This is a genomic window from Streptomyces cadmiisoli (genome assembly GCF_003261055.1).
Taxonomy (GTDB): Bacteria; Actinomycetota; Actinomycetes; order Streptomycetales; family Streptomycetaceae; genus Streptomyces; species Streptomyces cadmiisoli.
On the sequence record NZ_CP030073.1, the window covers coordinates 5,422,585 to 5,447,065 of the forward strand.

Consider the following 24,481-nt stretch of genomic DNA (forward strand, 5'->3'; position numbering starts at 1 on the left):
CGGATCCGAGCACCGACCGAAGAGCGAACAGGCGCCGATCAGCAGCGGTGGACCGTCGTCGCGCGGCAGGCCTCCCGGCACGGCCGGGTCCTCGCATACGATGGCCGTTGCTCAGCCCGTCAAAAGGAAACCGACCGTCCCAGGCCCGACCGGCAAGGAGACCAACCCCCGTGTCCGTCCTCTCGAAGATCATGCGTGCAGGCGAAGGCAAGATCCTGCGCAAGCTGCACCGCATCGCGGACCAGGTCAACTCCATCGAAGAGGACTTCGTCGACCTCTCCGACGCCGAGCTGCGGGCCCTCACCGATGAGTACAAGCAGCGGTACGCCGACGGTGAGAGTCTGGACGACCTGCTGCCCGAGGCCTTCGCCACCGTGCGCGAGGCCGCCAAGCGCGCCCTCGGCCAGCGCCACTACGACGTGCAGATCATGGGCGGTGCCGCCCTCCACCTCGGCTACGTCGCCGAGATGAAGACCGGTGAGGGCAAGACCCTGGTCGGCACGCTGCCCACCTACCTGAACGCGCTGTCGGGCGACGGCGTGCACCTCATCACGGTCAACGACTATCTGGCCGAGCGCGACTCCGAGATGATGGGTCGCGTCCACAAGTTCCTCGGTCTGACCGTCGGCTGCATCCTCGCCAACATGACTCCGGCCCAGCGCCGCGAGCAGTACGCGTGCGACATCACGTACGGCACGAACAACGAGTTCGGCTTCGACTACCTGCGCGACAACATGGCGTGGTCGCAGGACGAGCTCGTCCAGCGCGGCCACAACTTCGCCGTGGTCGACGAGGTCGACTCGATCCTCATCGACGAGGCCCGTACGCCGCTGATCATCTCCGGCCCGGCCGACCAGGCCACCAAGTGGTACGGCGACTTCGCCAAGCTGGTCACGCGCCTCAAGCGCGGTGAGGCCGGCCAGCCGCTCAAGGGCATCGAGGAGACCGGCGACTACGACGTCGACGAGAAGAAGCGCACGGTCGCCATCCACGAGGCCGGCGTCGGCAAGGTCGAGGACTGGCTGGGCATCGACAACCTCTACGAGTCGGTGAACACGCCGCTGGTCGGCTACCTGAACAACGCCATCAAGGCCAAGGAACTCTTCAAGAAGGACAAGGACTACGTCGTCATCGACGGCGAAGTCATGATCGTCGACGAGCACACCGGCCGTATCCTCGCCGGCCGTCGCTACAACGAGGGCATGCACCAGGCGATCGAGGCGAAGGAAGGGGTGCCGATCAAGGACGAGAACCAGACCCTCGCCACGATCACCCTCCAGAACTTCTTCCGCCTCTACAACAAGCTCTCCGGCATGACCGGTACGGCGATGACCGAGGCCGCCGAGTTCCACCAGATCTACAAGCTCGGCGTGGTCCCGATCCCGACCAACAAGCCGATGGTCCGCAAAGACCAGTCGGACCTCATCTACCGCACCGAGGTCGCGAAGTTCGACGCGGTCGTCGACGACATCGCCGAGAAGCACGAGAAGGGCCAGCCGATCCTGGTCGGCACCACCTCGGTCGAGAAGTCCGAGTACCTCTCGCAGCAGCTCAGCAAGCGCGGCATCCAGCACGAGGTGCTGAACGCCAAGCAGCACGACCGTGAGGCGCAGATCGTCGCCCAGGCCGGCCGCAAGGGCTCGGTCACCGTGGCGACGAACATGGCCGGCCGTGGCACGGACATCAAGCTCGGTGGCAACCCCGACGACCTCGCCGAGGCCGAGCTGCGCCAGCGCGGTCTCGACCCCGAGGAGCACATCGAGGAGTGGGCCGCCGCGCTGCCCGCCGCCCTGGAGCGGGCCGAGAAGGCGGTGCGCACCGAGTTCGAAGAGGTCAAGGACCTCGGCGGCCTCTACGTGCTGGGCACCGAGCGGCACGAGTCGCGTCGTATCGACAACCAGCTGCGCGGTCGTTCCGGCCGTCAGGGCGACCCCGGCGAGTCCCGCTTCTACCTCTCGCTCGGCGACGACCTGATGCGGCTGTTCAAGGCGCAGATGGTCGAGCGCGTGATGTCGATGGCGAACGTCCCCGACGACGTGCCGATCGAGAACAAGATGGTCACGCGCGCGATCGCGTCCGCCCAGTCGCAGGTCGAGCAGCAGAACTTCGAGACCCGCAAGAACGTCCTGAAGTACGACGAGGTCCTCAACCGGCAGCGCGAGGTCATCTACGGCGAGCGGCGCCGCGTCCTGGAGGGCGAGGACCTGCACGAGCAGGTGCAGCACTTCATGGACGACACGATCGACGCCTACATCTCCGCGGAGACCGCCGAGGGCTTCGCCGAGGAGTGGGACCTGGACCGGCTGTGGGGCGCCTTCAAGCAGCTCTACCCGGTGAAGGTGACCATCGACGAGCTGGAGGAAGCGGCCGGCGATCGTGCCGGGCTCACCGCGGACTTCATCTCCGAGTCCATCAAGGACGACATCCGCGAGCAGTACGCGTCGCGTGAGTCGCAGCTCGGTTCCGAGATCATGCGGGAGCTGGAGCGCCGGGTCGTGCTGTCGGTCCTGGACCGCAAGTGGCGCGAGCACCTCTACGAGATGGACTACCTCCAGGAGGGCATCGGCCTGCGCGCGATGGCGCAGAAGGACCCGCTGGTCGAGTACCAGCGCGAGGGCTTCGACATGTTCACCGCCATGATGGAGGGCATCAAGGAGGAGTCCGTCGGCTACCTGTTCAACCTGGAGGTCCAGGTCGAGCAGCAGGTCGAGGAGGTCCCCGTCGAGGACACCAAGCCGACGCTGGAGAAGCAGGACGCGGTGCCCGCGCAGGCCGGGCCGCGCCCGGAGATCCGCGCCAAGGGCCTGGAGGCCCCGCAGCGGCGGAACCTGCACTTCACCGCGCCGACCGTGGACGGCGAGGGCGGCACCATCGAGGGCGACTTCGCCGAGGACGAGCCGGTGCGTTCCGCGGCCGACGGCCTCACGCGCGCCGAGCGCCGCAAGCAGGCCAAGGGCGGCCGGCGCCGCAAGAAGTAACCAAGAAGTGACGGCGTCCAGCGCGTCGTAGCGGTCCGAAGGGCCGGGTCACCCGAGGGTGCCCGGCCCTTCGGCATGGGCGGGACGATGGGCCCGTCCAGGACGCCTGCCGTGAACCGCCGGGCGAGCCTCGCGCCAGTGCCATGGCAGGCAACGTTTGCCCGTCAAGGAGCGGCGTCCGGTGCGGCGAGAGTGCGTGCCGGGCGTCGCGCCGGGGCGAACGTTGCCTGCTACGGCACTAGCCGCCGGTGGACCGGTCGCCGGGGCCGCCCAGTTCCACGGCCGTGCAGCGCCAGCGGTGGTCCGAGCCCAGTTCCAGGCGGAAGGCCATGGCGCGCAGCCGGTCGCCGGCGCCGATGCGGGCGAAGGCCTCGATGGCGCCGGGGCGGGGGACGTAGTAGCCGACGTCGCGGACGACGGGGCGGGTGCCACGGGTGCGCAGCGGGCCCCGTTCGGCGAGGCGGGCCAGCTCGTCGTAGGCGGGTCCCGCGGTGTGCCGGAGCATGGCATGGACGGGCCGCTGTCCGCTCAGCACGAGCAGCAGGCGGTCGGCGAAGAGGTCGGTCGGGCGAGGCTGCGGGACGACCGGCCTCGGGCGGGCCTCACCATGGCGCGGCACCCCCACGACCGGCCTCGCCGTACCCGCCGCACCCGCCGTACCCGCCGCGCCTGCCGCGCCTGCCGCGCCTGCCGCGCCTGCCGCGCCCGCCGAGCCCGTTGCGCGCGCCGAACCCACCGCCCCCGCCGAACGGACGGAACCGACCGAACCCGCGGAACCCACCGCGCCTGCCGCATCGAGTGCCCCCGTCGGCGCTCCCGTCGGTGTACCTGCCACACCCACCGGCGCACCCGGCCCGGCCGATGTGGGATACGGCTGCCGGGACGAGGTCGTGGTGGACGTCGGTGTCGTGGACGGCGAGGTGAGGGGCCGCGTGGCGGTGGAGGGCGTACGGGACGGGCCGGTGCCCGGTGCGGCGGGTGGGCCCCCGCCGGGGTGGCGCGTGTCGCGGCGGGCCGGAGGGCGGGTGCCGGGGTGACGTCGTGCCGTCCTGGTCATGACCTTGTTCATGGGGATCCCCGTTCTGCGGGCTCGGGCCGCCGTTCGTACCAGTCGGTAACTTTCTGATGGGGATCTTGTACGGGGCCCGCTCGTCGCCGGGCAAACAGGTGGGGCCGGGCTTTGAGCGGCCGATAAATTCACCTATCCGGGTGAGAGGCAGGGTGTCGCGGCCCGTGGCGTCGGTGGTGTGCCGGGTGACTTCGTGGCGCCGGGTGGACGGTCCGCCGGATGCCGGCGAGGACTCGAAAGGGGACCCCGCACGTATCCTGAAGGCCCTCAACGGGGCGGTGCGGAGCCCTCCGAACGAACGGGGCCCTGCGGGAGCCCCGCGACCCGGAACGGGCCCTGTGAAGCCCTCCGACCACGAAAGCGGCCAACCATGCGCGTCTACGTCCCCCTGACCCTCCCCGGTCTCGCCGAGGCGTACAAGACGGGCGAAGTGGGCGCCGGGTCGCTGGTCGCCTACGCCGTCACGCCCGCGTTGCGCGAGTGGTACCTCTCCGACGACATCGAGGAACTGGAGTACGCGGCGCTGAGCCGGGCCGCGCTGGCGTCGCTGCGGCTGCTCGCCGCGGACGCCTCGGCGCCCCGTCGGCGTGTCGTGGTCGCCGTCGACGTCGCCGACGGTCAGGCCGCGGCCGACCCCGGGCGCGGGCTGGATCCGGCCGCGCCCGGCGAGGTGCGCCTCGCCGGCGCCGTACGACTGGCGAAGGCCGCCGCGGTGCACGTCGACTCGGACGACGCCGAGACGGACGTCGCCGCTGCGGCGGGGGCGGTCGGGGCGGCGGACGAAGGGGACGACGACGCGCAGTTCGTCGTGGACGGGGCCGAGGACCACGAACTGCTGTGGTACGCGACCCAGGAGATCCCCAACCTGGTGGGATCGCGGGACTGACGACCGCCCGGCGCACGCCCGCGCGGCGCCTTCATGCCCCACGACCTGGCGGTCTCTTGATTGTCAGTGCTGCCGGGTAACGTTTTTGGCATGGGGAAGCCGGGAGCTGCGCACATCGTCTGGGACTGGAACGGCACGCTGTTCCACGACAACGACGCGATCATCGGGGCGACGAACGCCGCGTTCGCCGAGCTGGGTCTGGAGCCGATAACGCTGGAGCGCTATCGGGAGCTGTACTGCGTACCGGTGCCGAAGTTCTACGAGCGGCTGATGGGGCGGCTGCCCACCGAGGCCGAGTGGGAGGTCATGGACGCGATCTTCCACCGCTACTACGCCGAGCACCGGGTCCGCTGCGGGCTGACCGAGGGGGCGGCCGACCTCCTGCTGGACTGGCAGTCGGCGGGCCGCAGCCAGTCGATTCTCAGCATGTACGTCCACGAGGAACTCGTCCCGCTGGTCAGAGGCTTCGGGATCGAGACCCACTTCGTGCGGGTCGACGGGCGGACCGGACCGTCCGGCGGCAGCAAGGCCGAGCACATGGTGCGGCATCTCGGAGCGCTCGCCGGGGTGGACCCTGGCCGCACGGTGGTGATCGGCGACGCCGCGGACGACGCGGTGGCCGCGCTGCACGTCGGGGCGCGGGCCGTGCTCTACACCGGAGGGTCGCACGGCCGCGCCAGCCTGGAGCAGGCGGGCGTGCCGGTGGTGGACTCACTGGTGGAGGCGGTCGCTCTCGCCGAGGAGATGGCCGCCTGAGGGTCGAGGAGATGGCCGCCTGAGGGTCGAGGAGATGGCCGGCTGAGGGTCGAGGAGATGGCCGCCTGAGGGTCGAGGGGCTCGCTGCCTGAGCGTCGACGCGCTCGCCGCCTGAAGGGCCCGGGAGTCACCGCCCCACGGGTCGACAAGCTCACCGCCCCACAGGTCGACAAGCTCACCGCCCCACCGCCTCAGGGCCCTGGAGCGCCGCCTCGGAGGCGAGGAGAGGGGCGACCGGAGGGACCGGGGGGACGGCCCTCCGAGGTCGGATAGGCGGCGGCGAGGTCCGGTCGGACACGGGGCGGCGAAGTCCGCCCGGCGGGGTGGGCAGGCCCGGCGCCCGTCGGCGCCGTCCTGCCCCGCCCTGCTGACGCCGCCCCGCCGGTCTGCGGGTGCCGGTGCCGGTGCCGCTGCTCAGGTCACCGGGGCCTTGGCGCGCAGCACCGTGAGGAACTCACGCATCCACGCGGGGTGGTCGGGCCAGGCGCGTGAGGACACCAGCGTGCCGTCGACCACGGCTTCCGAGTCCTGGAACGTGGCGCCGGCGGCCTGCATGTCCAGTTCCAGCGCGGGATAGGAGGTGACGCGGCGGCCGCGCAGGCTGTCGACGGCCGCGGTGAGCAGGGGGCCGTGGCAGATCTGGGCGACCGGTTTGTCGGAGTCGAAGAAGGACTTGAGGATCTTGCGGAGTTCCGGGTCGTTGCGCAGATACTCCGGGGCGCGACCGCCGGGGACGACGACCGCCGCGTACTGACCGGGGTCGACCTCGGAGAAGGCCAGGTCGGCGGGCCAGGTGTAGCCGGGTTTCTCGGTGTAGGTGTCGAAGCCGGGTTCGAAGTCGTGGACGACGAATTGCAGCTTCTTGCGGGTCGGGGCCGCGATGTGGACCTCGTAGCCCTCTTCGCGGAGGCGTTGGTAGGGGTAGAGGACTTCGAGGGACTCTGCTGCGTCGCCGGTGAGGATGAGGATCTTCGCGGTCATGGCGGGGGGCTCCCCTTCGAGATGGCTTTCCGGCTGCGTCGGGCGTTCAGGGGCAACGTGCCTCGGGGGCGGGGGGTTGCCAAGAGGACGCGCCGGTTTCCGGGCGGACCGCTGCCGTAGCCGGGGCACGCTCCGGCCCCGGTCGCCCGTGGCCGTCGCCGCCCCCCGGCGGACGGCTGCCCGGGGCGGGGCATATGACGGTGGCCGTCCCTGTGCGCAGACGGGTACCCCTTCCTGTGCAGACTGTCAAAGTTCCACCCCCTGTTTTGTACACATACGGCTCATGACGTACCCCAGGTAAGGAGCGATAGCCTTGTGGCGTGATCAGCGCGATAGTTCGCGGGGGCCATGGTGCCCCTGCCCTGCGCCCGGAGACCACGGACGACATCCGTGTCCGGGCGGCGGTCGCTGGTCCTCGCGGGCGGGTCGGGGCTTCCACAAGCCTCACGGCGCCGCGCACCCCCCTGGATCGGACGCCGTGGAGAGCAGCGTCACATCCGTCGGGCGTGTTGGAAATGGCTGATATCCCCCCGCTCATCTCGCCTTGCGGCATAGCGTCGGAACGGACCGGACACCCCGCGTCGCGGCGTCACGTCACAAAGGCAGAGACCGTACTTCCTTCTACGTCACGCAACGGCGCGCGACAGGAGCCAGAGGACAATGCAGACCAAGCTGGACGAAGCCAAGGCCGAGCTGCTCGAACGGGCCGCCCGGGTAGCTGAGAACAGCCCGGTCGGGGGGCACCTACCGACTGGGACGACGGAACACGGCACCCCCGACCGGGCAGCCGTGCTCGCGTTCCTCCAGCGCTACTACCTGCACACCGCCCCGGAGGACCTCGGAGACCGCGACCCGGTCGACATCTTCGGAGCCGCCCACTCCCACTACCGACTGGCCGAGAACCGCCCGCAGGGCACGGCAAACGTGCGCGTGCACACCCCGACCGTCGAGGAGAACGGCTGGACGTGCAGCCACTCCGTCGTCGAGGTCGTCACCGACGACATGCCGTTCCTGGTCGACTCGGTCACCAACGAGCTGACCCGCCAGGGACGCGGCATCCACGTCGTCATCCACCCGCAGATCGTGGTCCGCCGCGATGTCACCGGCAAGCTCATCGAGGTGCTCACCGCCCCGCCCGCCGGTGACCTTCCGCACGACACGCACATCGAGTCGTGGATCCACGTCGAGACCGACCGCGAGACCGACCGCTCCGACCTGAAGCAGATCACCGCCGATCTGCTGCGCGTCCTGTCCGACGTCCGCGAGGCCGTCGAGGACTGGAGCAAGATGCGGGACGCCTCGCTGCGGATCGCCGAGGAGCTGCCCGGCGAGCCCATCGCCGCCGATCTGCCCGAGCAGGAGATCGAGGAGGCCCGCGAGCTGCTGCGCTGGCTGTCCGCCGATCACTTCACCTTCCTCGGCTACCGCGAGTACGAGCTGCGCGACGACGACTCCCTGGCCGCCGTGGCCGGAACCGGTCTCGGTATCCTGCGCTCCGACCCGCACCACGAGAACGGCGAGGCCCACCCGGTCAGCCCGTCCTTCGAGCGGCTCCCGGCCGACGCGCGCGCCAAGGCCCGTGAGCACAAGCTCCTGGTGCTGACCAAGGCGAACAGCCGGGCCACCGTGCACCGGCCGTCCTACCTGGACTACATCGGCGTCAAGCGGTTCGACGAGCAGGGCAATGTCGTCGGTGAGCGCCGCTTCCTCGGCCTGTTCTCCTCCGCCGCCTACACCGAGTCCGTGCGCCGGGTCCCGGTCATCCGGCGCAAGGTCGACGAGGTGCTCAAGCGCGCCGGGTTCTCGCCCAACAGCCACGACGGCCGCGATCTGCTCCAGATCCTGGAGACGTACCCGCGCGACGAGCTGTTCCAGACCCCGGTGGACGAGCTCCAGTCCATCGTCACCTCGGTGCTGTACCTCCAGGAGCGCCGCCGTCTGCGGCTCTACCTGCGCCAGGACGAGTACGGCCGCTACTACTCGGCCCTCGTCTACCTGCCCCGCGACCGGTACACCACCGGCGTCCGGCTCAGGATCATCGACATCCTGAAGGAGGAGCTCGACGGGACCAGCGTCGACTTCACCGCCTGGAACACCGAGTCGATCCTGTCCCGGCTGCACTTCGTGGTCCGCGTCCCGCAGGGCACCGAGCTGCCGCAGCTGTCCGACGCCGACAAGGAGCGCATCGAGGCCCGTCTCGTCGAGGCCGCCCGCTCCTGGGCGGACGGCTTCGCGGAGGCGCTCAACGCCGAGTTCGGCGAGGAGCGCGCCGCAGAGCTGCTGCGCCGCTACAACGCCTTCCAGGAGGGCTACAAGGCCGACCACAGCCCGCGCGCGGCCGTCGCCGACCTCGCCCAGATCGAGCGGCTCACCGAGGACAAGAACTTCGCGCTCAGCCTGTACGAGCCGGTCGGCGCGGCCCCCGACGAGCGCCGGTTCAAGATCTACCGCCGGGGTGACGCGGTCTCCCTGTCCGCGGTGCTGCCGGTCCTCAACCGGCTCGGCGTCGAGGTGATGGACGAGCGGCCGTACGAGCTGCGCTGCTCCGATCGCAGCGTCTCCTGGATCTACGACTTCGGCCTGCGCATGCCGAAGGCGCAGAACAACAGCGTGGACTACCTCGGCGACGACGCCCGTGAGCGGTTCCAGGAGGCCTTCGCGGCCAGCTGGACCGGCAAGGCGGAGAACGACGGCTTCAACGCCCTCGTGCTGAGCGCCGGTCTGACCTGGCGGCAGGCGATGGTGCTGCGCGCGTACGCCAAGTACCTGCGGCAGGCGGGCTCGACGTTCAGCCAGGACTACATGGAGGACACCCTCCGAAACAACGTCCACACCACGCGCCTGCTCGTCTCCCTGTTCGAGGCGCGGATGTCGCCGGACCGGCAGTCCGCCGGGCTGGAGATCGTCGACGCCCTGCTGGAGGAGCTGGACGCCGCCCTCGACCAGGTGGCCTCGCTCGACGAGGACCGGATCCTGCGGTCCTTCCTCACCGTCATCAAGGCGACCCTGCGGACGAACTTCTTCCAGGACGCGCGGGCCGGGCAGCCGCACGAGTACGTCTCCATGAAGTTCGACCCGCAGGTCATCCCGGACCTCCCGGCGCCGCGCCCGGCGTTCGAGATCTGGGTGTACTCGCCGCGCGTCGAGGGTGTCCACCTCAGGTTCGGCAAGGTCGCGCGCGGTGGTCTGCGCTGGTCGGACCGCCGGGAGGACTTCCGCACCGAGATCCTCGGCCTGGTCAAGGCGCAGATGGTGAAGAACACCGTCATCGTGCCGGTCGGCGCGAAGGGCGGCTTCGTCGCCAAGCAGCTGCCGGACCCGAGCGTGGACCGGGACGCCTGGCTGGCGGAGGGCATCGCCAGCTACCAGACCTTCATCTCGGCGCTGCTCGACATCACCGACAACATGGTGGCCGGCGAGGTCGTCCCGCCCGCCGACGTCGTACGGCACGACGAGGACGACACCTACCTGGTGGTCGCGGCCGACAAGGGCACCGCCACCTTCTCCGACATCGCCAACGAGGTCGCCCAGAAGTACAACTTCTGGCTCGGCGACGCCTTCGCCTCCGGCGGCTCCGCGGGCTACGACCACAAGGCCATGGGCATCACCGCCCGCGGTGCCTGGGAGTCCGTCAAGCGGCACTTCCGGGAGCTGGGCGTGGACACCCAGGTCGAGGACTTCACGGTGGTCGGCATCGGCGACATGTCCGGTGACGTGTTCGGCAACGGCATGCTGCTCAGCGAGCACATCCGCCTGGTCGCCGCCTTCGACCACCGGCACATCTTCATCGACCCGAACCCGGACGCCGCCACCTCCTACGCGGAGCGCCGCCGGCTGTTCGAACTGCCGCGCTCGTCCTGGGCCGACTACAACACCGACCTGCTGTCCGCGGGCGGCGGCGTCTTTCCCCGCACGGCCAAGGCCATCCCGGTCAACTCGCACATCCGCGCGGCCCTCGGCATCGACTCCGGCGTCGCCAAGCTGACCCCGGCCGATCTGATGCAGGTGATCCTCAAGGCGCCGGTGGACCTGCTGTGGAACGGCGGCATCGGCACGTACGTGAAGGCGTCCACCGAGTCCAACGCCGACGTCGGTGACAAGGCGAACGACGCCATCCGCGTCGACGGCCAGGACCTGCGGGTCAAGGTCGTCGGCGAGGGCGGCAACCTGGGCCTGACCCAGCTCGGCCGGATCGAGTTCGCGCGGCACGGCGGCCGGATCAACAACGACGCCATCGACAACAGCGCGGGCGTGGACACCTCCGACCACGAGGTGAACATCAAGATCCTGCTCAACAGCCTGGTCACGGACGGCGACATGACCGTCAAGCAGCGCAACCGGCTGCTCGCCGAGATGACCGACGAGGTCGGCCGTCTCGTCCTGCGCAACAACTACGCGCAGAACGTGGCCATCGCCAACGCCCTGGCCCAGTCCAAGGACATGCTCCACGCCCAGCAGCGGTACCTGCGCCACCTCGTGCGCGAGGGTCACCTCGACCGGGCCCTGGAGTTCCTGCCGACCGACCGCCAGATCCGCGAGCGGCTGGGCCAGGCGCAGGGTCTGACCGGCCCGGAGACGGCCGTCCTGCTGGCCTACACGAAGATCACCGTGGCCGAGGAACTGCTCCACACCTCGCTGCCCGACGACCCGTACCTGCGCGGTCTGCTGTACGCGTACTTCCCGTCGGCGCTGCGCGAGCAGTTCGCCGAGCATGTCGACAACCACCCGCTGCGCCGTGAGATCACCACGACCGTGCTGGTCAACGACACGGTCAACACGGGCGGTACGACCTACCTGCACCGTCTGCGCGAGGAGACGGGAGCCTCCCTGGAGGAGATCGTGCGCGCGCAGACCGCGGCCCGCGCGATCTTCCGCTCGGCCCAGGTCTGGGACGGCGTCGAGACGCTGGACAACGAGGTGGAGGCCACCCTTCAGACCCGTATCCGGCTGCACTCGCGCCGACTGGTGGAGCGCGGCACCCGCTGGCTGCTCAACAACCGGCCGCAGCCGCTCCAGCTCGCCGAGACGGTGGAGTTCTTCGCCGAGCGGGTCGAGCAGGTGTGGGCGCAGCTGCCCAAGCTGATGCGCGGCGCGGATCTGGAGTGGTGGCAGAAGATCCACGACGAGCTGACCGGGGCCGGCGTGACGGACGAGCTCGCCACCCGCGTGGCCGGTTTCTCCTCCGCCTTCCCGGCGCTGGACATCGTCTCGGTGGCCGACCGCATGGGCAAGGAGCCGCTGGAGGTCGCGGAGGTGTACTACGACCTCGCCGACCGCCTGAGGATCACCCAGCTCATGGACCGCATCATCGAGCTGCCCCGCGCCGACCGCTGGCAGTCCATGGCCCGCGCCGCGATCCGCGAGGACCTGTACGCCGCCCACGCGGCCGTCACGGCCGAGGTCCTGGCGGTGGGCAACGGCTCCTCGACGCCCGAGCAGCGCTTCAAGGGCTGGGAGGAGAAGAACGCGCCGATCCTCAGCCGGGCGCGCGCCACGCTGGAGGAGATCCAGGGCTCGGAGGCCTTCGATCTGGCGAACCTGTCGGTGGCGATGCGGACGATGCGGACGCTGCTGCGGTCGCACTCGTAGGCGGTCAGCCCGTACGACAGCGGGGCGCCCCGAGCCGATCAGGCCCGGGGCGCCCCGTCGTTCGTCAGCCGGCGGTCGGCGGACGGCGGACGGTTCCTGTCGCCGCCGTCCGCCGTACCGCCGTCAGGAAGGCTGCGCCACCTTCGGCTCCGCCGCCTGGGGCCCGGGTTCCGCCGCCTGAGGTTTCGGCTCCGCCGCCTCAGTGGTGGGCTTCGCGTCGGCCGCCGCCTCGGTGGTGGGCTTCGGGTCGGTTGCCGGCTCCGTCGTGGCCTTCGGCTTCGGCTTGGGCTTGGCCTTGGGCTTCGGCTTGACGGCGCGGTCCCCGGTGAACGTCTCGTACGCCTTCATGACGTCGTCCGTGGGGCCGTCCATGCGGAGTTCGCCACGCTCCAGCCACAGCACGCGGTCACAGGTGTCGCGGATGGACTTGTTGCTGTGGCTGACCAGGAAGACCGTGCCGGCCTGCTTGCGCAGTTCCCGGATGCGGGCCTCGGAGCGCTTCTGGAAGGAGCGGTCGCCGGTGGCGAGGGCCTCGTCGATGAGGAGGACGTCGTGGTCCTTGGCGGCGGCGATGGAGAAGCGCAGCCGGGCGGCCATACCGGAGGAGTACGTGCGCATCGGGAGGGTGATGAAGTCGCCCTTCTCGTTGATGCCGGAGAAGTCGACGATCTCCTGGTAGCGCTCCCTGACCTGCTCGCGGGACATCCCCATGGCCAGGCCGCCGAGGTGGACGTTGCGCTCGCCGGTCAGGTCGTTCATCAGGGCCGCGTTGACGCCGAGGAGGGAGGGCTGGCCGTCGGTGTAGATACGGCCGTTCTCCACCGGCAGCAGGCCGGCGACGGCCTTGAGCAGGGTCGACTTGCCGGACCCGTTGGTGCCGATCAGGCCGATCGCCTCACCGCGGTACGCGACGAAGGAGACGTCCCGTACGGCGTGCACCGTGCGGACGCCGGAGGCCTTCTCGGACTGCTTGCGGCGCATGATGCGGTTGAGCGCGGCGGTGGCGGAGCCGCGGCCGCCGCCGGTGCCGTTGACGCGGTAGACGATGTCGACGTGGTCGGCGACGACGGTGGGGATCTGCTCGTTGGCGGGTCGGGTGTTGTCAGCCACGGCCGTACGTCTCCTCAGCCTTCCAGAAGTAGATGAAGCCTCCGACGCCGGCGAGCAGGGCCCAGCCCGTCGCGATCAGCCAGACGTGCGGCGGCAGTTGGCCGGCCTGGAAGCTGTCGATCAGCGCGAAGCGCATCAGGTCGATGTAGATGGCGGCCGGGTTGAGCTGGAGCACCGGCCCGACCCAGGACGGCAGCCCGTCGTGCCGGCTGAGCAGGTGGTCGATGCTCCACATCACGCCGGACACGTACATCCAGGTGCGCAGGACGAACGGCATCAGCTGCGCGATGTCCGGTGTCTTCGCCCCGACTCGGGCCATGATCATCGAGACGCCCGCGTTGAAGGTGAACTGGAGCACCAGGGCCGGGATCGCCAGCAGCCAGGACGCGGCGACCGGTACGCCGAAGACGAGCAGGATGACGGCCAGGGCCGCCATCGAGAACATCAGCTGCTGGAGCTGCTGGAGACAGAAGGAGATCGGCAGCGAGGCCCGCGGGAAGTGCAGGGCCCGCACCAGGCCGAGGTTGCCGGAGATGGCGCGGGTGCCGGCCAGGATCGAACTCTGGGTGAAGGTCCAGATGAACACGCCCGTGACCAGGAACGGGACGTAGTCCGGCACGCCCTTCTTGGTCTGGAGCAGTACACCGAAGATCAGGTAGTAGACGGCCGCGTTCAGCAGCGGGGTCATCACCTGCCAGACCTGACCCAGCTTCGCCTGGCTGTACTGGGCGGTGAGCTTGGCCGTGGAGAACGCCGCGATGAAGTGGCGGCGGGCCCACAGCTCACGGACGTACTGCGGCAGGGTGGGGCGTGCTCCGCTCACCGCGAGACCGTGCCGGGCGGCGAGCGCCACCCGGTCGTCGTCGGCCGGGACCGCCGCCGTGGGGGCCGTCGTCGGAGGCGGTGTGTCGAGGACCTGGCTCACATCCGCTGCTTTCGGTCGGGGGTCGGGGATGCGTGCGTGCGGTCGTGGTGTGTGTCGCCCGGCGTTCGCCTGCGTGTCTCTCCGCGTTTTCTTACGTCGGGACGGGACCGTATCGTCGCAACGGGAGCGTATGACGAGCATGCGTCAGAACGCAACCGTTTCGTCGTCACGCCCTATGCTGTCGAGCATGACGACGAACGCCGAGGAGCCCAAGCCGCGACCGCGCCGCCGGGCCCCCGCAGGGGCCGCCGTCCTCCGCGAGGACGTGACGGAGGCGATCCGCGCGGCCGTCTTCGAGGAACTCGCCGCCGTCGGCTACGCGCGGATGTCGATCGAGGGGATCGCCCGTCGCGCCGGTGTGGGGAAGACCGCGGTGTACCGGCGGTGGCGTTCCAAGCTGCATCTGGTGCTGGACGTCGTCTCCGCGATCGCGGTGCAAGGACTGCCCGTGCCGGACACGGGTTCGCTGGAGGGCGATCTGCGCCTGCTGTACGAGGTGACGTCCCGGGCGCTGCGGCACCCGGTGGCCTCGCAGATCATCCCCGACCTCCAGGCGGAGGCGGCCCGCAACCCGGAGATCGCCGAGGCGCTCCAGAAGGCGCTGCGGGAGGGGCAGGCGGGGGTCGCCAGCAAGATCGTGGCGGCGGCGCAGGAGCGCGGCGAGGTCCGTGGCGGCGTCGACGAGGAACTGGCGCTCGACATGATCTCGGGGCCGCTGTACTGGCGTTCCGTGGTGATCCGCAGCCCGAAACTGCCGAAGGGCTACCTGGCGTCCCTGGCGAGGGCGACGGCGGCGGCGGTCACGGCGCTCTGACGGCCCCCGCCTCCGCCCCCGTCTCTGCCTCCGCCTCGGTCAGTCCCCCTCGGTCAGTCCTTCAGTCCTCCCCGGCCAGTCCCCCCTCGGCCAGTGCCCGGACCGCGCGTCGGCGTGGCGTGCCGCTCGACTCCCGCACGCCCCTGAACCCCGTACCGCCGCCCGCGCCGCACATCGCCCGGGCGGGGACCGGCCTACCCCCGTGCCGCCTCGGGATGCCGGTGCACCCAGCCCTGCCAGGCCGAGGTGATCATGTCCTGGACGTCGTGCCTGGCCTTCCAGCCCAGTTCGGTGGTGACGCGCTCGGCGGAGGCCACGACGCGGGCCGGGTCACCCGGGCGGCGCGGGGTGACGACCGGCGGATCCTGGTGGCCGGTGACGGCGTGGATGCGGTCGATCATCTCCCGTACGGAGACGCCTTCACCGCGGCCGATGTTGAGCGTGAGGTCGCGGCCGGGGGTGGCCCGCAGCGCGCGGGCGACGGCCACATGGGCCTCGGCGAGGTCGACGACGTGGATGTAGTCCCGGATGCAGGTCCCGTCCGGGGTCGGGTAGTCGTCGCCGAAGACACGCGGGGGCACCCCGTCCGTGAGCCGCTCGAAGACCATCGGGATCAGGTTGAAGACGCCGGTGTCCGCGAGGTCCGGTGCTGCCGCGCCGGCCACATTGAAGTAGCGCAGGCACGCCGTGGACAGGCCGGCGGCCCTGCCCGCGGCCCGGACCAGCCACTCACCGGCCAGCTTGGTCTCGCCGTACGGGCTCATCGGCACGCACGGGGTCTGTTCCGTCACGAGGTCCACGTCCGGCATGCCGTACACGGCCGCCGAGGAGGAGAACACGAAGGAGGCCACGCCCGCCGCCGTCACCGCCTCCAGCAGGACGCGCAGGCCCTCGACGTTCTCCCGGTAGTAGTGCAGCGGCCGGTCCACCGACTCGCCGACCTGCTTCTTCGCCGCGAGGTGGACGACCCCCGTGACGGAGTGCTCGGCGAGCACACGGCCGAGCAGCTTCTCGTCCAGCGTCGAGCCGACCACGAGCGGCACCCCGGCCGGTACGCGCCCGGCGATGCCGGTCGACAGGTCGTCGTACACGACCGCCCGTTCGCCGGCCTCGGTCATCGCCCGTACGACGTGCGCCCCGATGTAACCGGCGCCTCCGGTGATCAGCCAGGTCATGTACGGCCGTCCCCTCGTCAGTTGGCCCTCGTGGTGTCCGCCCCACAGTCAAGCAGGTGACGGCCACGCGCCCGCCCGAATGTCACTGCTCGCACGATTGCCGTCACGTGACGTCACAAGCGGTGCGGAAGCCGATCAGGGGCCTGTCGGGGATGCCGGGGCGGCGGGGAGCGTGGCGAGTGAGCTCACGCCGGCGGTGCGTCCGGCGCCTCCGTCAGTGCCGCCGCGTCGAGCGCCGAGGTGAGCTGGTCGAGGCGGGAGCGCAGCTCGCGGATCTCGTCGATGTCGAAACCGGTCGCCGTGGCGATCCGGAGCGGCACGTTGAGCGCACGCCCCCGCAGGGCGGCGCCGTCCTCGGTGAGCCGGACCTCGACCGAGCGTTCGTCCTCGGTGCTGCGCTCCCGGCGCACCAGTCCGCTCGCCTCCAGCCGTTTGAGGAGCGGTGAGAGGGTGCCGGAGTCGAGCCGCAGGTGCTCGCCCAGCTTCTTCACCGGCAGGTCGCCGTGCTCCCACAGCAGGAGCATCACCAGGTACTGCGGGTAGGTCAGGCCGAGGTCCTTGAGGATCACGCGGTAGACCCCGCCGAAGGCGCGCGACGCCGCGTTCAGGGAGAAGCAGATCTGCTGGTCGAGGCGGAGCCAGTCTGCTGCGGGCGGTGTGGTCATGCACACAGGGTAGCTCGCATCCGCGCTACTCAGTTGTGCGCAACTGAGTTGTGTGCAATAGTTCTGGAGTCGACCGGTCGAACAGGACCGGAACCGCCCGGAATTCGACGTGAGAGGGATGGATCCCCATGGAAGCGCTCTACACCGCTGTCGCCACCTCGACCCACGGCCGCGAGGGCCGCTCCGTCACCTCCGACGGCAAGCTCGACCTCCAGATGGCCGTTCCGGAGGAGATGGGCGGCACGGGTCAGGGCACCAACCCCGAGCAGCTGTTCGCCGCCGGCTACTCCGCCTGCTTCGCCGGCGCCCTCGGCCTGGTCGGCCGGCAGGCCAAGATCGATGTGAGCGACGCCGCCGTCACCGCCGAGGTCGGCATCGGCAGGCAGGGCGAGGGCTTCGGACTCGCCGTCACCCTCCGCGTCGAGCTGCCGGCGCACGTGGACGAGGCGACCGGCCGCAAGCTCGTCGAGACGGCCCACCAGGTCTGCCCGTACTCCAACGCCACCCGCGGCAACATCCCGGTCGAGCTCGTCGTCGAGTAACCGGTCTCTCCGGCGGCACACCGCTCGCCACCGGCCCGCCCCGGACCCGTCCCGACCGCCCCGGCCCGCCCCCGGCTCCGGTCAGCGGGCGACCCCGCGGAAGCCGGCCCGCGGCCAGGCCGGGCCGCCGCCGGAGCGAGGGCCGGCCGGGCGGACGCCGGCGGCCCGGACCGCCCAGCGGTGGGCGTGGCGCATCGCGCGGAACGCGCTGTACGCCCCGATGGTCAGCAGCCGGTGCTGTACGCCGACGCTCCCGCCCGGCACACGGTGGCCGGCCGGGAGATGGCAGCGGTAGAGCGCGCCCGCCCGGCGGAAGAAGTCCCGCCGGGCGGGCGCCGGCATGCGGTCGGGATCGGCCGCCGTCCGCAGGACCACGGCGAACAGCTGGTCGAACAGGGCGTGGCACCGCTCGTCCGACAGCCGGTGCTCCGCGGCCTGGTGCAGGACCACTTCGACCTGGTCGAGGAGGTCGGCCTGGTGCTCGCCCGGCAGGTCGAGCCGGCTGCCCTGCCGGCGCAGCAGATGCCGTACGACCACCGAACGCAGCACCGCGACGCGCTCGGTCATCACGGTGACCACGCCGCCCCAGCCGAGGTCCGTGAAGTGCCCGTAGGGGAAGACGAGTTGGTGGGCGGTGAGGAATCCGCGCCGGTACGCCGCGCTCCAGGCGGGGCGGTCCACCGACGTCAGCAGCGGCGCCGCTTCGGGCGCGAAGACGCCCGAGGGGGAGTCGGGGAGCGGGGGAGTGCGGGTGGGCGCGCCGCGCCAGTGGACCCGCTGGTGCTCGAAGTGCAGGACGTCCACCGGGCCCGTCTCCCGCAGCCGGGCGTCCAGCGCGGCCAGTGCGCCCGGTACGAGCGTGTCGTCGCCGTCGAGGAACAGCAGATAGGTGCCCGTCGCCTCGCGCAGACCCGTGGTGCGTGCCGCGCTCAGACCGGCGCGGGGCGGGGAGTACGCGGGTGCCACCCGCCCGTCCCGCTCGGCGTACGCCTCGGTGATCTCCGCGCCGGGGGTCTCCGGCTCGTCGCACACCGTGATCAGTTCGAAGTCGTCGAATGACTGCGCGAGCACCGATTCCACGGTCCGGGGCAGCGTGTCCTCCACCCCGTGCGAGGGGACGATGATGCTGAAACGGGGCATCTGGCTCTTTCCGCTTACGTCGTCCTTTGCTCGGCGGGAGGCGCGCGCCTCGGGCCGTGGAGCCGTGGCCGGGCCGCCCGCCGCCGGCCGTGCGGACCACGGCCGGGCCGTCCGGGCGGTCGCCAGGTGGGCGGCCGCGTCGGGGTGGGCCGCGACGAGCTGCGGGGCATGAGGGCTCCTGATGGGTGAACGGCGACCGGTGGCATTCGGTGACGGTGAAATGACCAGAAGGTTGCGGAATGGTGGCCGGTAGGAGGTATGCGTGAGGTGGGGGCGCGGAGGGCGCCGGACACCCCGGCCTGTCCGGCGCGAGGACTCAGGCCCTGGTCAGAGGGCATTCCCGGCTCGGCTGGTCCGCGCGGGCGTTCTGCCCGGCAACGCCCGATGGAGTGACTTGGTTACGGTGTGTACGGCATGTGGGGGATCGGCCCGGCACATGCGAAGGGGCGGGCCCGCCGGCCCGCCCCAACGCCGATTCCTCGGCGGCTACTTCACCGCACCCGCCATCACGCCGGAGACGAACTGCCGCTGGAAGGCGAAGAACACGGCCAGCGGGATCACCATGGAGATGAACGCGCCGGGCGCCAGGACGTCGATGTTGTTGCCGAACTGCCGTACCTGCGTCTGGAGCGCCACCGTGATCGGCTGGCTGCCGGAGTCGGTGAACACCAGCGCGACCAGCATGTCGTTCCACACCCAGAGGAACTGGAAGATGCCCAGGCTGGCGATCGCGGGCCCGCCCAGTGGCATCACCACCCGGGCGAACAGCCGCAGTTCGCCGGCGCCGTCCAGCCGGGCGGCCTCCAGCAGTTCCCGCGGGATCTCCGCGAAGAAGTTCCGCAGCAGGAACACCGCGAACGGCAGACCGAATCCGACGTGGAACAGGATCACGCCGAGCATCGAGCCGAACAGCCCGACGGCGCCGAAGAGTTCGGCGATCGGGATCAGCGCCACCTGCACGGGCACCACCAGCAGCCCGACCACGGCGAGGAACCACCAGTCGCGGCCGGGGAACTCCATCCACGCGAACGCGTAGCCCGCGAGCGAGCCGATGACCACGACCAGTACGGTCGCCGGGACCGTGATCAGCGCCGTGTTCACCAGGGAGTCGGTGATGTCGCCGTTCTGGAGCAGCTTGTCGTAGCTCTCGAAGGTGAGCTGGGCGGGCTCGGTGAACACCGTCCACCAGCCGCTCTCGTTCATGTCCGCCGGGGTGCGCAGCGAGGACAGCAGCAGCCCGATGGTCGGCACGAGCCAGAACAGGCCGACGACGATCAGGAACACGCGCACCAGCCCGCCGCTGACCCGCTCGGCGAGGCGCGCGCCGAGGGACTGTTTCGCCCTGCCGGACACCGGGGCCGCCCCGGCCGGTGCCGTGGTCGTCTTGACGGACTCCGTGGTCATCGCCGCGCCTCCCGCCTGAGCCTGCGGATGTTGAACCACATCACCGGGATCACCAGCAGCAGCAGGAACACCGCGATCGCGCTGGCGACGCCCGGCTGGTCCTCGGAGAAGCCCTTGCGGTACAGCTCCAGGGCGAGCACGTTCGCGTCGTCCTGGGAGGAGCCCGGGGCGATGATGAAGACCAGGTCGAAGACCTTCAGGACGTTGATCATCAGGGTCACGGCGACCACGGCCAGGACCGGCGCCAGCAGCGGGACCGTGACCCTGCGGAACACCTGCCACTCGTTGGCGCCGTCGACCCGCGCGGCCTCCAGCAGTTCGCGCGGCATCCCGGCCAGCCCGGCGGCGATCAGCACCATCGCGAAGCCGGCCCACATCCAGATGTACGAACCGATCACAGCGGGCGTGACCAGGGACGGGCCCAGCCAGTCCAGGCCGTTGTACGGCTGCTTGAAGTTGTCCCCGGGCAGGCGCAGCAGGGCTCCGTCCGCGGCGGCCGGGAGAGTGAAGGTCCCGTCGTCGGCGGCGGTGGCCGAGGCGACGACCCGGCCGTCCTTGACCGCCTCGATCCGCATACCGGGATAGCCCAGCTCGGACGCGTCCGGAGCGCCCAGGGTGCCGACGCCCTTGCCGCGCGTGAAGTCCTGCCAGGTCGTGCCGGTGACCTTGCCCGGGTCGGCCTGCGCCGTCCCGGCCCGCGCCGCGCTGTCGGGCATCACGTCGGGGGCCACACCCACCAGGGGGAGCGCGACCGGCTCTCCCAGACGGACCGGCTCCTTGGTGACGAAGGCGCCGCCGCCGGCCGGTTCCAGCGGCGACTGGCGGCCGGGGTGCGCCTTCGGGAACGCCGACGCCTCGGCGAACGTGTCGTGCACCCCCACCCACACCGCGTTGGCGATGCCCTTGTCCGGATCCTGGTCGTACACCAGCCGGAAGATGATGCCAGCCGCGAGCATGGAGATCGCCATCGGCATGAAGACGACCAGTTTGAACGCCGTGCCCCAGCGCACCCGTTCGGTCAGTACCGCGAAGATCAGTCCGAGCGCGGTCGCGACCGTCGGCGCGAACACCACCCAGATGATGTTGTTCTTCAGCGCGGCGCGGATGCCGTCGTCGGTGAACAGCGCCTGGTAGTTGTCGAATCCGGCGAAGCCGTCACCGGACTGGTCGTAGAAGCTGCGGATGACCGAGTACCCGATCGGGTAGACCACGAGCGCGCCGAGCAGCACCAGGGCGGGCAGCAGGAACAGGGCCGCCACGGTCCGGCGGGTGCCGGTCACGCTCTTGCGATTCCCGGGAGCGGCAGGGGGTACCGGAGCCTTCGCCGGCACCCCTGCCGGTGATTCGGACGCCATCGTCGGCTAGTTCCCGTAGGCCGCGGCCGCGTCGGCCTCCAGCTGTTCCTGCGTTCCCTCGATGTCCTCGGGGTTCTTCAGGAAGTCCTGGAGTGCCTTCCACTCGCCCTTGCCGGGGGTGCCGCCGAAGGCCTGCGGGGCCTGGTCGGACATGTCGAAGCGGAAGTCGTCGCCGGCCGCGACCAGCGACTTGGCCATCGCCCGCTGGACCTCGTTCGGATACGCCGACGCGTCCACGTTCTTGTTCGGCGACAGGTATCCGCCGAGCTTCGCCTGGATCGCCGCCGCGTCCGGGGAGGCCAGGAAGGTGGCCAGCGCCTGCGCCGCCTCGGAGTCCTCCAGGATGACGGCGGCGTCACCGCCGGAGACCACCGGCGCGGTGTCGCCGACCGCCGGGAACGCGAACACCTTGGCGTCCGTGCCCACCTCCGCGTCCGTCTCCGCGATGTTGACCTGCACGAAGTCGCCCTCGTAGACCATGCCGGCCTTCGGCTGGTCGCCGCCCGTGAAGGTCTGCGTCACCGAGGCCGGGAACTCCGTCTGGAGGGCGCCCGACGCGCCGCCCGCGATGTAGTCCTTCTTGCCCCAGATCTCCGCGAGCGTGGTCAGCGCCTCCGTGACGGAGGGATCCGTCCACTTGATCTCGTGCTTGGCGAGCTGGTCGTACTTCTCCGGGCCCGCCTGCGAGAGGTAGACGTTCTCGAACCAGTCGGTCAGCGTCCAGCCGTCCGCGCCGCCGATCGAGAACGGGGTGACACCGGAGTCGTAGACGGTCTGCGCGGTGCCGAGCAGGTCGTCCCAGGTCTTGGGCTCCTCGGCGCCCGCGTTCTCGAAGACCTGTGCGTTGTACCAGATCAGCGACTTGTTGGCGGCCTTGTAGTAGACGCCGTACTGCTTGCCGTCGACCGTGCCGAGGTCCTGCCAGCCCTGGGAGTAGTTCTTGGTCAGCTGCTCCTGGACCTCGGCTCCGAGCGGCTTGGCCCAGCCCTTGTCGACGGCCTGCTGGATGGCGCCGACCTGGGGGAGCATCGCGATGTCCGGCGGCGCGCCGCCCGCGATCTTCGAGCCGAGGAAGTTGATGATCGGGTCCTGTGCGGGGACGAAGGTGACCTTGGCGCCCGTGCGCTTCTCGAACTCGGCCAGGACCTTCTTGAAGTTGGCCTGCTCCGGGCCGGTCCAGACGGCGGCGACCTCCAGGGTCTCGCCGTCCAGTTCGGGGAGGGTGACGGTCTCGGCGGTCTCGTTCCCGCCGCCGCCTTCGTTTCCGCCGCTGTCGTCGTCGCCTCCGCAGGCGGTGAGCGAGAAGGCGAGCGCTCCCGCGAGTGCCGCGGCGGCGGCCCGAGCGGCCCTGCGTGTCGATGTCCGGCTGGTGGTGTGACTCCTGCTGTGCATGACGGCCCCGTTCTTCGTTCCTCGTCGAACGTGCTGGCGCTGTCCCGTGGGCTCCGGTCTACGCCGGGTGGGTGGGGTCGGCAAGAGCGCGTACGGTGTCAAGAGGGTGATCGTGACCGCGTCGTGACTAGGAGTCGGCCGCGCGAGCGCCTCGGCGCCGGGCGGACCGCCCGGAGACGCGCACACGGTCGCCCGCGGATGCGCCGGTGGCGCACACGAATTCCGCCTCCCGGCTTCCCGCCGCGCCAGGCGCGGACGCAACACCGCCCGAGGCGACCGGCTGTCGGGCGCCGGGCGTCACCTCGGGCGGGCGGCACTAGTAGACTGTCGCGACTAAGTGTCGTTGTGGCGTACGGAGTTGGGGTCGGGCAGGCTTCGCTTGATGCTTCCGTTCGGCCGGGCAGGGGTGCCGTGTCCTCGCAGAAGAAGTATCCGGTTGTCTTGAGTGCCGAAGACCGTCGGGCGTTGGAGCGTGTGACGACGACGGGGGTCCGCAGCGCGTCGATGATCAGGCGGGCGCGGGTGCTGCTCGCGTTGGACACCTCGGCCGGTGAGGTCGCTCCGCGGGCGGTGATCGCGGAGCGGGTCGGGGTCTCGTGCGATTCGGTCCGCCTGATCTCGAAGCGGTACGCGGAGACCGGGGGCGATGTGTGGGCCACGGTCGGCCGGAAGGAACGCGCACTGCCGCCGGTGCCCTCCTCGGTGACCGGCGAGGTCGAGGCAAGGCTGATTGCGCTGGCCTGCTCGAAGCCGCCCGAAGGACACGCCCGCTGGTCGCTGCGCCTGCTGGAGAAGCACGTCGCGCTGGCTGAGGACATCCCGGATCTGGACCACTCCACGATCGGGCGGGTCTTAAAAAAACGGAACTGCGCCCTCACGTGAAGAAGTGCTGGACCATCCCGCCGGCCGCGAACGCGGCCTTCGCCGCGGCGATGGAGGACGTCCTGGCGGTCTACCGCCGACCCTTCGACCCGGCGCGCCCCGTGGTGTGCATGGACGAGAAGCCGTACCAGCTGCTCGGCCACGTCCGCGATCCGCTTCCCGCGAGGCCGGGCCGTGACCGGCGCGAGGACAACGAGTACGTCCGCTCGGGGACCTGCTCGATCTTCTGCTGGGTCGAGCCGCTGCGCGGATGGCGGCGCGTGGACGCGCAGTCCCGCCGGACCAGGGTCGACTGGGCGCACCAGGTCGAACACCTGCTGACCGTGGACTATCCCGACGCCGCCACGGTCGTGCTGGTGATGGACAACCTCAACACCCACACCACCGCCTCGCTCTACGAGGCGTTCGACCCGGCAAAGGCCTTCGCGCTGGCCCAGCGCCTGGAGATCCACCACACCCCCAAACACGGGTCCTGGCTCAACATCGCCGAGATCGAGCTTTCCGCGCTCACCCGCCAGTGCCTGGACCGCCGCATCAACGACCTCACCGTGCTCAACACCGAACTCGCCGCCTGGCAGCAGCACACCAACAGCAACCAGCGCCAAGTCGACTGGCACTTCACCACCGACGACGCACGCGTGAAACTACGCCACCTCTACCCAACCACACAGCGAAATTAAGCCGCGACAGTCCACTAGTGCCGTGGCAGGCAACGTTCGCCCCGTCGCGACGCCCGGCACGTACTCTCGCCGCACCGGCCGAGAGTCCAAGTACGTCCAGTACGAGGACTTTTGGCCGGCACACCGAGAGCACGCACC

17 protein-coding genes and 1 pseudogene are annotated in these 24,481 nt (G+C 70.5%); 8 read left to right on the forward strand and 10 right to left on the reverse strand.

Going from position 1 to position 24,481, the window contains the following annotated elements:
• Positions 1 to 170 precede the first annotated feature (170 nt).
• A complete protein-coding gene (gene secA, locus DN051_RS23645; protein WP_053761628.1) occupies positions 171 to 2,978 on the forward strand; it encodes a preprotein translocase subunit SecA in 2,808 nt (935 codons plus the stop codon).
• A gap of 238 nt (positions 2,979 to 3,216) precedes the next feature.
• On the opposite strand, the gene DN051_RS47820 is transcribed toward secA, so the two are convergent.
• Entirely contained in the window at positions 3,217 to 4,047 is an 831-nt protein-coding gene (locus DN051_RS47820) for an Rv3235 family protein (RefSeq protein ID WP_112439453.1), read from the reverse strand.
• A gap of 370 nt (positions 4,048 to 4,417) precedes the next feature.
• Here DN051_RS47820 and DN051_RS23655 point away from each other — a divergent pair, with 370 nt between their 5' ends.
• Together DN051_RS23655 and DN051_RS23660 are read left to right on the forward strand one after the other, a co-directional pair.
• Entirely contained in the window at positions 4,418 to 4,933 is a 516-nt protein-coding gene (locus DN051_RS23655; protein WP_112439454.1) for a DUF6912 family protein, read from the forward strand.
• Between the two features lie 90 nt (positions 4,934 to 5,023).
• Complete coding sequence (locus DN051_RS23660) at positions 5,024 to 5,689, forward strand: HAD family hydrolase (RefSeq protein ID WP_053761631.1); 666 nt, start codon at positions 5,024 to 5,026, stop codon at positions 5,687 to 5,689.
• A gap of 414 nt (positions 5,690 to 6,103) precedes the next feature.
• Here the strand turns inward: DN051_RS23660 and DN051_RS23665 are convergent, their stop codons facing one another.
• Positions 6,104 to 6,670, reverse strand: coding sequence for a DJ-1/PfpI family protein (locus DN051_RS23665; RefSeq protein ID WP_053761632.1), 567 nt, complete (start codon positions 6,668 to 6,670; stop codon positions 6,104 to 6,106).
• A gap of 660 nt (positions 6,671 to 7,330) precedes the next feature.
• Here DN051_RS23665 and DN051_RS23670 point away from each other — a divergent pair.
• A complete protein-coding gene (locus tag DN051_RS23670) occupies positions 7,331 to 12,259 on the forward strand; it encodes an NAD-glutamate dehydrogenase (RefSeq protein ID WP_053761633.1) in 4,929 nt (1,642 codons plus the stop codon).
• A gap of 123 nt (positions 12,260 to 12,382) precedes the next feature.
• Here the strand turns inward: DN051_RS23670 and DN051_RS23675 are convergent, their stop codons facing one another.
• Both DN051_RS23675 and DN051_RS23680 read right to left on the reverse strand, forming a co-directional pair.
• Entirely contained in the window at positions 12,383 to 13,369 is a 987-nt protein-coding gene (locus DN051_RS23675; protein ID WP_112439455.1) for an ABC transporter ATP-binding protein, read from the reverse strand.
• Positions 13,362 to 14,294, reverse strand: a complete 933-nt coding sequence (locus DN051_RS23680; RefSeq protein WP_053761635.1) for an ABC transporter permease — start codon at positions 14,292 to 14,294, stop codon at positions 13,362 to 13,364. The genes DN051_RS23675 and DN051_RS23680 overlap by 8 nt, the downstream gene beginning before the upstream one ends.
• 187 nt (positions 14,295 to 14,481) lie before the next feature.
• Between DN051_RS23680 and DN051_RS23685 the strand changes: the two genes are divergently transcribed.
• Positions 14,482 to 15,108: a TetR/AcrR family transcriptional regulator gene (locus tag DN051_RS23685; RefSeq protein ID WP_053761664.1), complete on the forward strand. Its 627-nt coding sequence runs from the start codon at positions 14,482 to 14,484 to the stop codon at positions 15,106 to 15,108.
• Positions 15,109 to 15,302: 194 nt separating this feature from the next.
• Here DN051_RS23685 and galE read toward each other — a convergent pair whose 3' ends face one another.
• On the reverse strand, positions 15,303 to 16,283 hold the full coding sequence (gene galE, locus DN051_RS23690) for a UDP-glucose 4-epimerase GalE (protein ID WP_112439456.1): 981 nt from the start codon (positions 16,281 to 16,283) through the stop codon (positions 15,303 to 15,305).
• A 185-nt stretch (positions 16,284 to 16,468) separates the two neighbouring features.
• A complete protein-coding gene (locus DN051_RS23695; RefSeq protein ID WP_053761637.1) occupies positions 16,469 to 16,948 on the reverse strand; it encodes a MarR family winged helix-turn-helix transcriptional regulator in 480 nt (159 codons plus the stop codon).
• 128 nt (positions 16,949 to 17,076) lie between these two features.
• On the opposite strand from DN051_RS23695, the gene DN051_RS23700 reads away from it, so the two are divergent.
• Positions 17,077 to 17,490, forward strand: coding sequence for an organic hydroperoxide resistance protein (locus DN051_RS23700; RefSeq protein ID WP_053761638.1), 414 nt, complete (start codon positions 17,077 to 17,079; stop codon positions 17,488 to 17,490).
• 132 nt (positions 17,491 to 17,622) lie between these two features.
• On the opposite strand, the pseudogene DN051_RS23705 reads toward DN051_RS23700, so the two are convergent.
• From DN051_RS23705 to DN051_RS23720, 4 genes and pseudogenes are all read right to left on the reverse strand, one after another.
• Positions 17,623 to 18,630: pseudogene (locus DN051_RS23705) on the reverse strand (glycosyltransferase family 2 protein); the annotation flags it as partial.
• Positions 18,631 to 19,116: 486 nt separating this feature from the next.
• Complete coding sequence (locus DN051_RS23710; RefSeq protein ID WP_053761640.1) at positions 19,117 to 20,034, reverse strand: carbohydrate ABC transporter permease; 918 nt, start codon at positions 20,032 to 20,034, stop codon at positions 19,117 to 19,119.
• Positions 20,031 to 21,314, reverse strand: a complete 1,284-nt coding sequence (locus DN051_RS23715) for a carbohydrate ABC transporter permease (RefSeq protein WP_053761641.1) — start codon at positions 21,312 to 21,314, stop codon at positions 20,031 to 20,033. Before DN051_RS23715 ends, DN051_RS23710 begins: the two co-directional genes overlap by 4 nt.
• Before the next feature lie 81 nt (positions 21,315 to 21,395).
• Positions 21,396 to 22,781 carry an ABC transporter substrate-binding protein gene (locus tag DN051_RS23720; protein ID WP_053761642.1) on the reverse strand — a complete coding sequence of 462 codons (1,386 nt, stop codon included), beginning with the start codon at positions 22,779 to 22,781 and terminating at the stop codon, positions 21,396 to 21,398.
• Positions 22,782 to 23,255: 474 nt separating this feature from the next.
• Between DN051_RS23720 and DN051_RS45850 the strand changes: the two genes are divergently transcribed.
• Both DN051_RS45850 and DN051_RS45855 read left to right on the forward strand, forming a co-directional pair.
• Positions 23,256 to 23,663: a helix-turn-helix domain-containing protein gene (locus DN051_RS45850; RefSeq protein WP_246040655.1), complete on the forward strand. Its 408-nt coding sequence runs from the start codon at positions 23,256 to 23,258 to the stop codon at positions 23,661 to 23,663.
• A complete protein-coding gene (locus tag DN051_RS45855; protein WP_199314655.1) occupies positions 23,660 to 24,343 on the forward strand; it encodes an IS630 family transposase in 684 nt (227 codons plus the stop codon). The genes DN051_RS45850 and DN051_RS45855 overlap by 4 nt, the downstream gene beginning before the upstream one ends.
• The last annotated feature ends 138 nt before the right edge of the window (positions 24,344 to 24,481 follow it).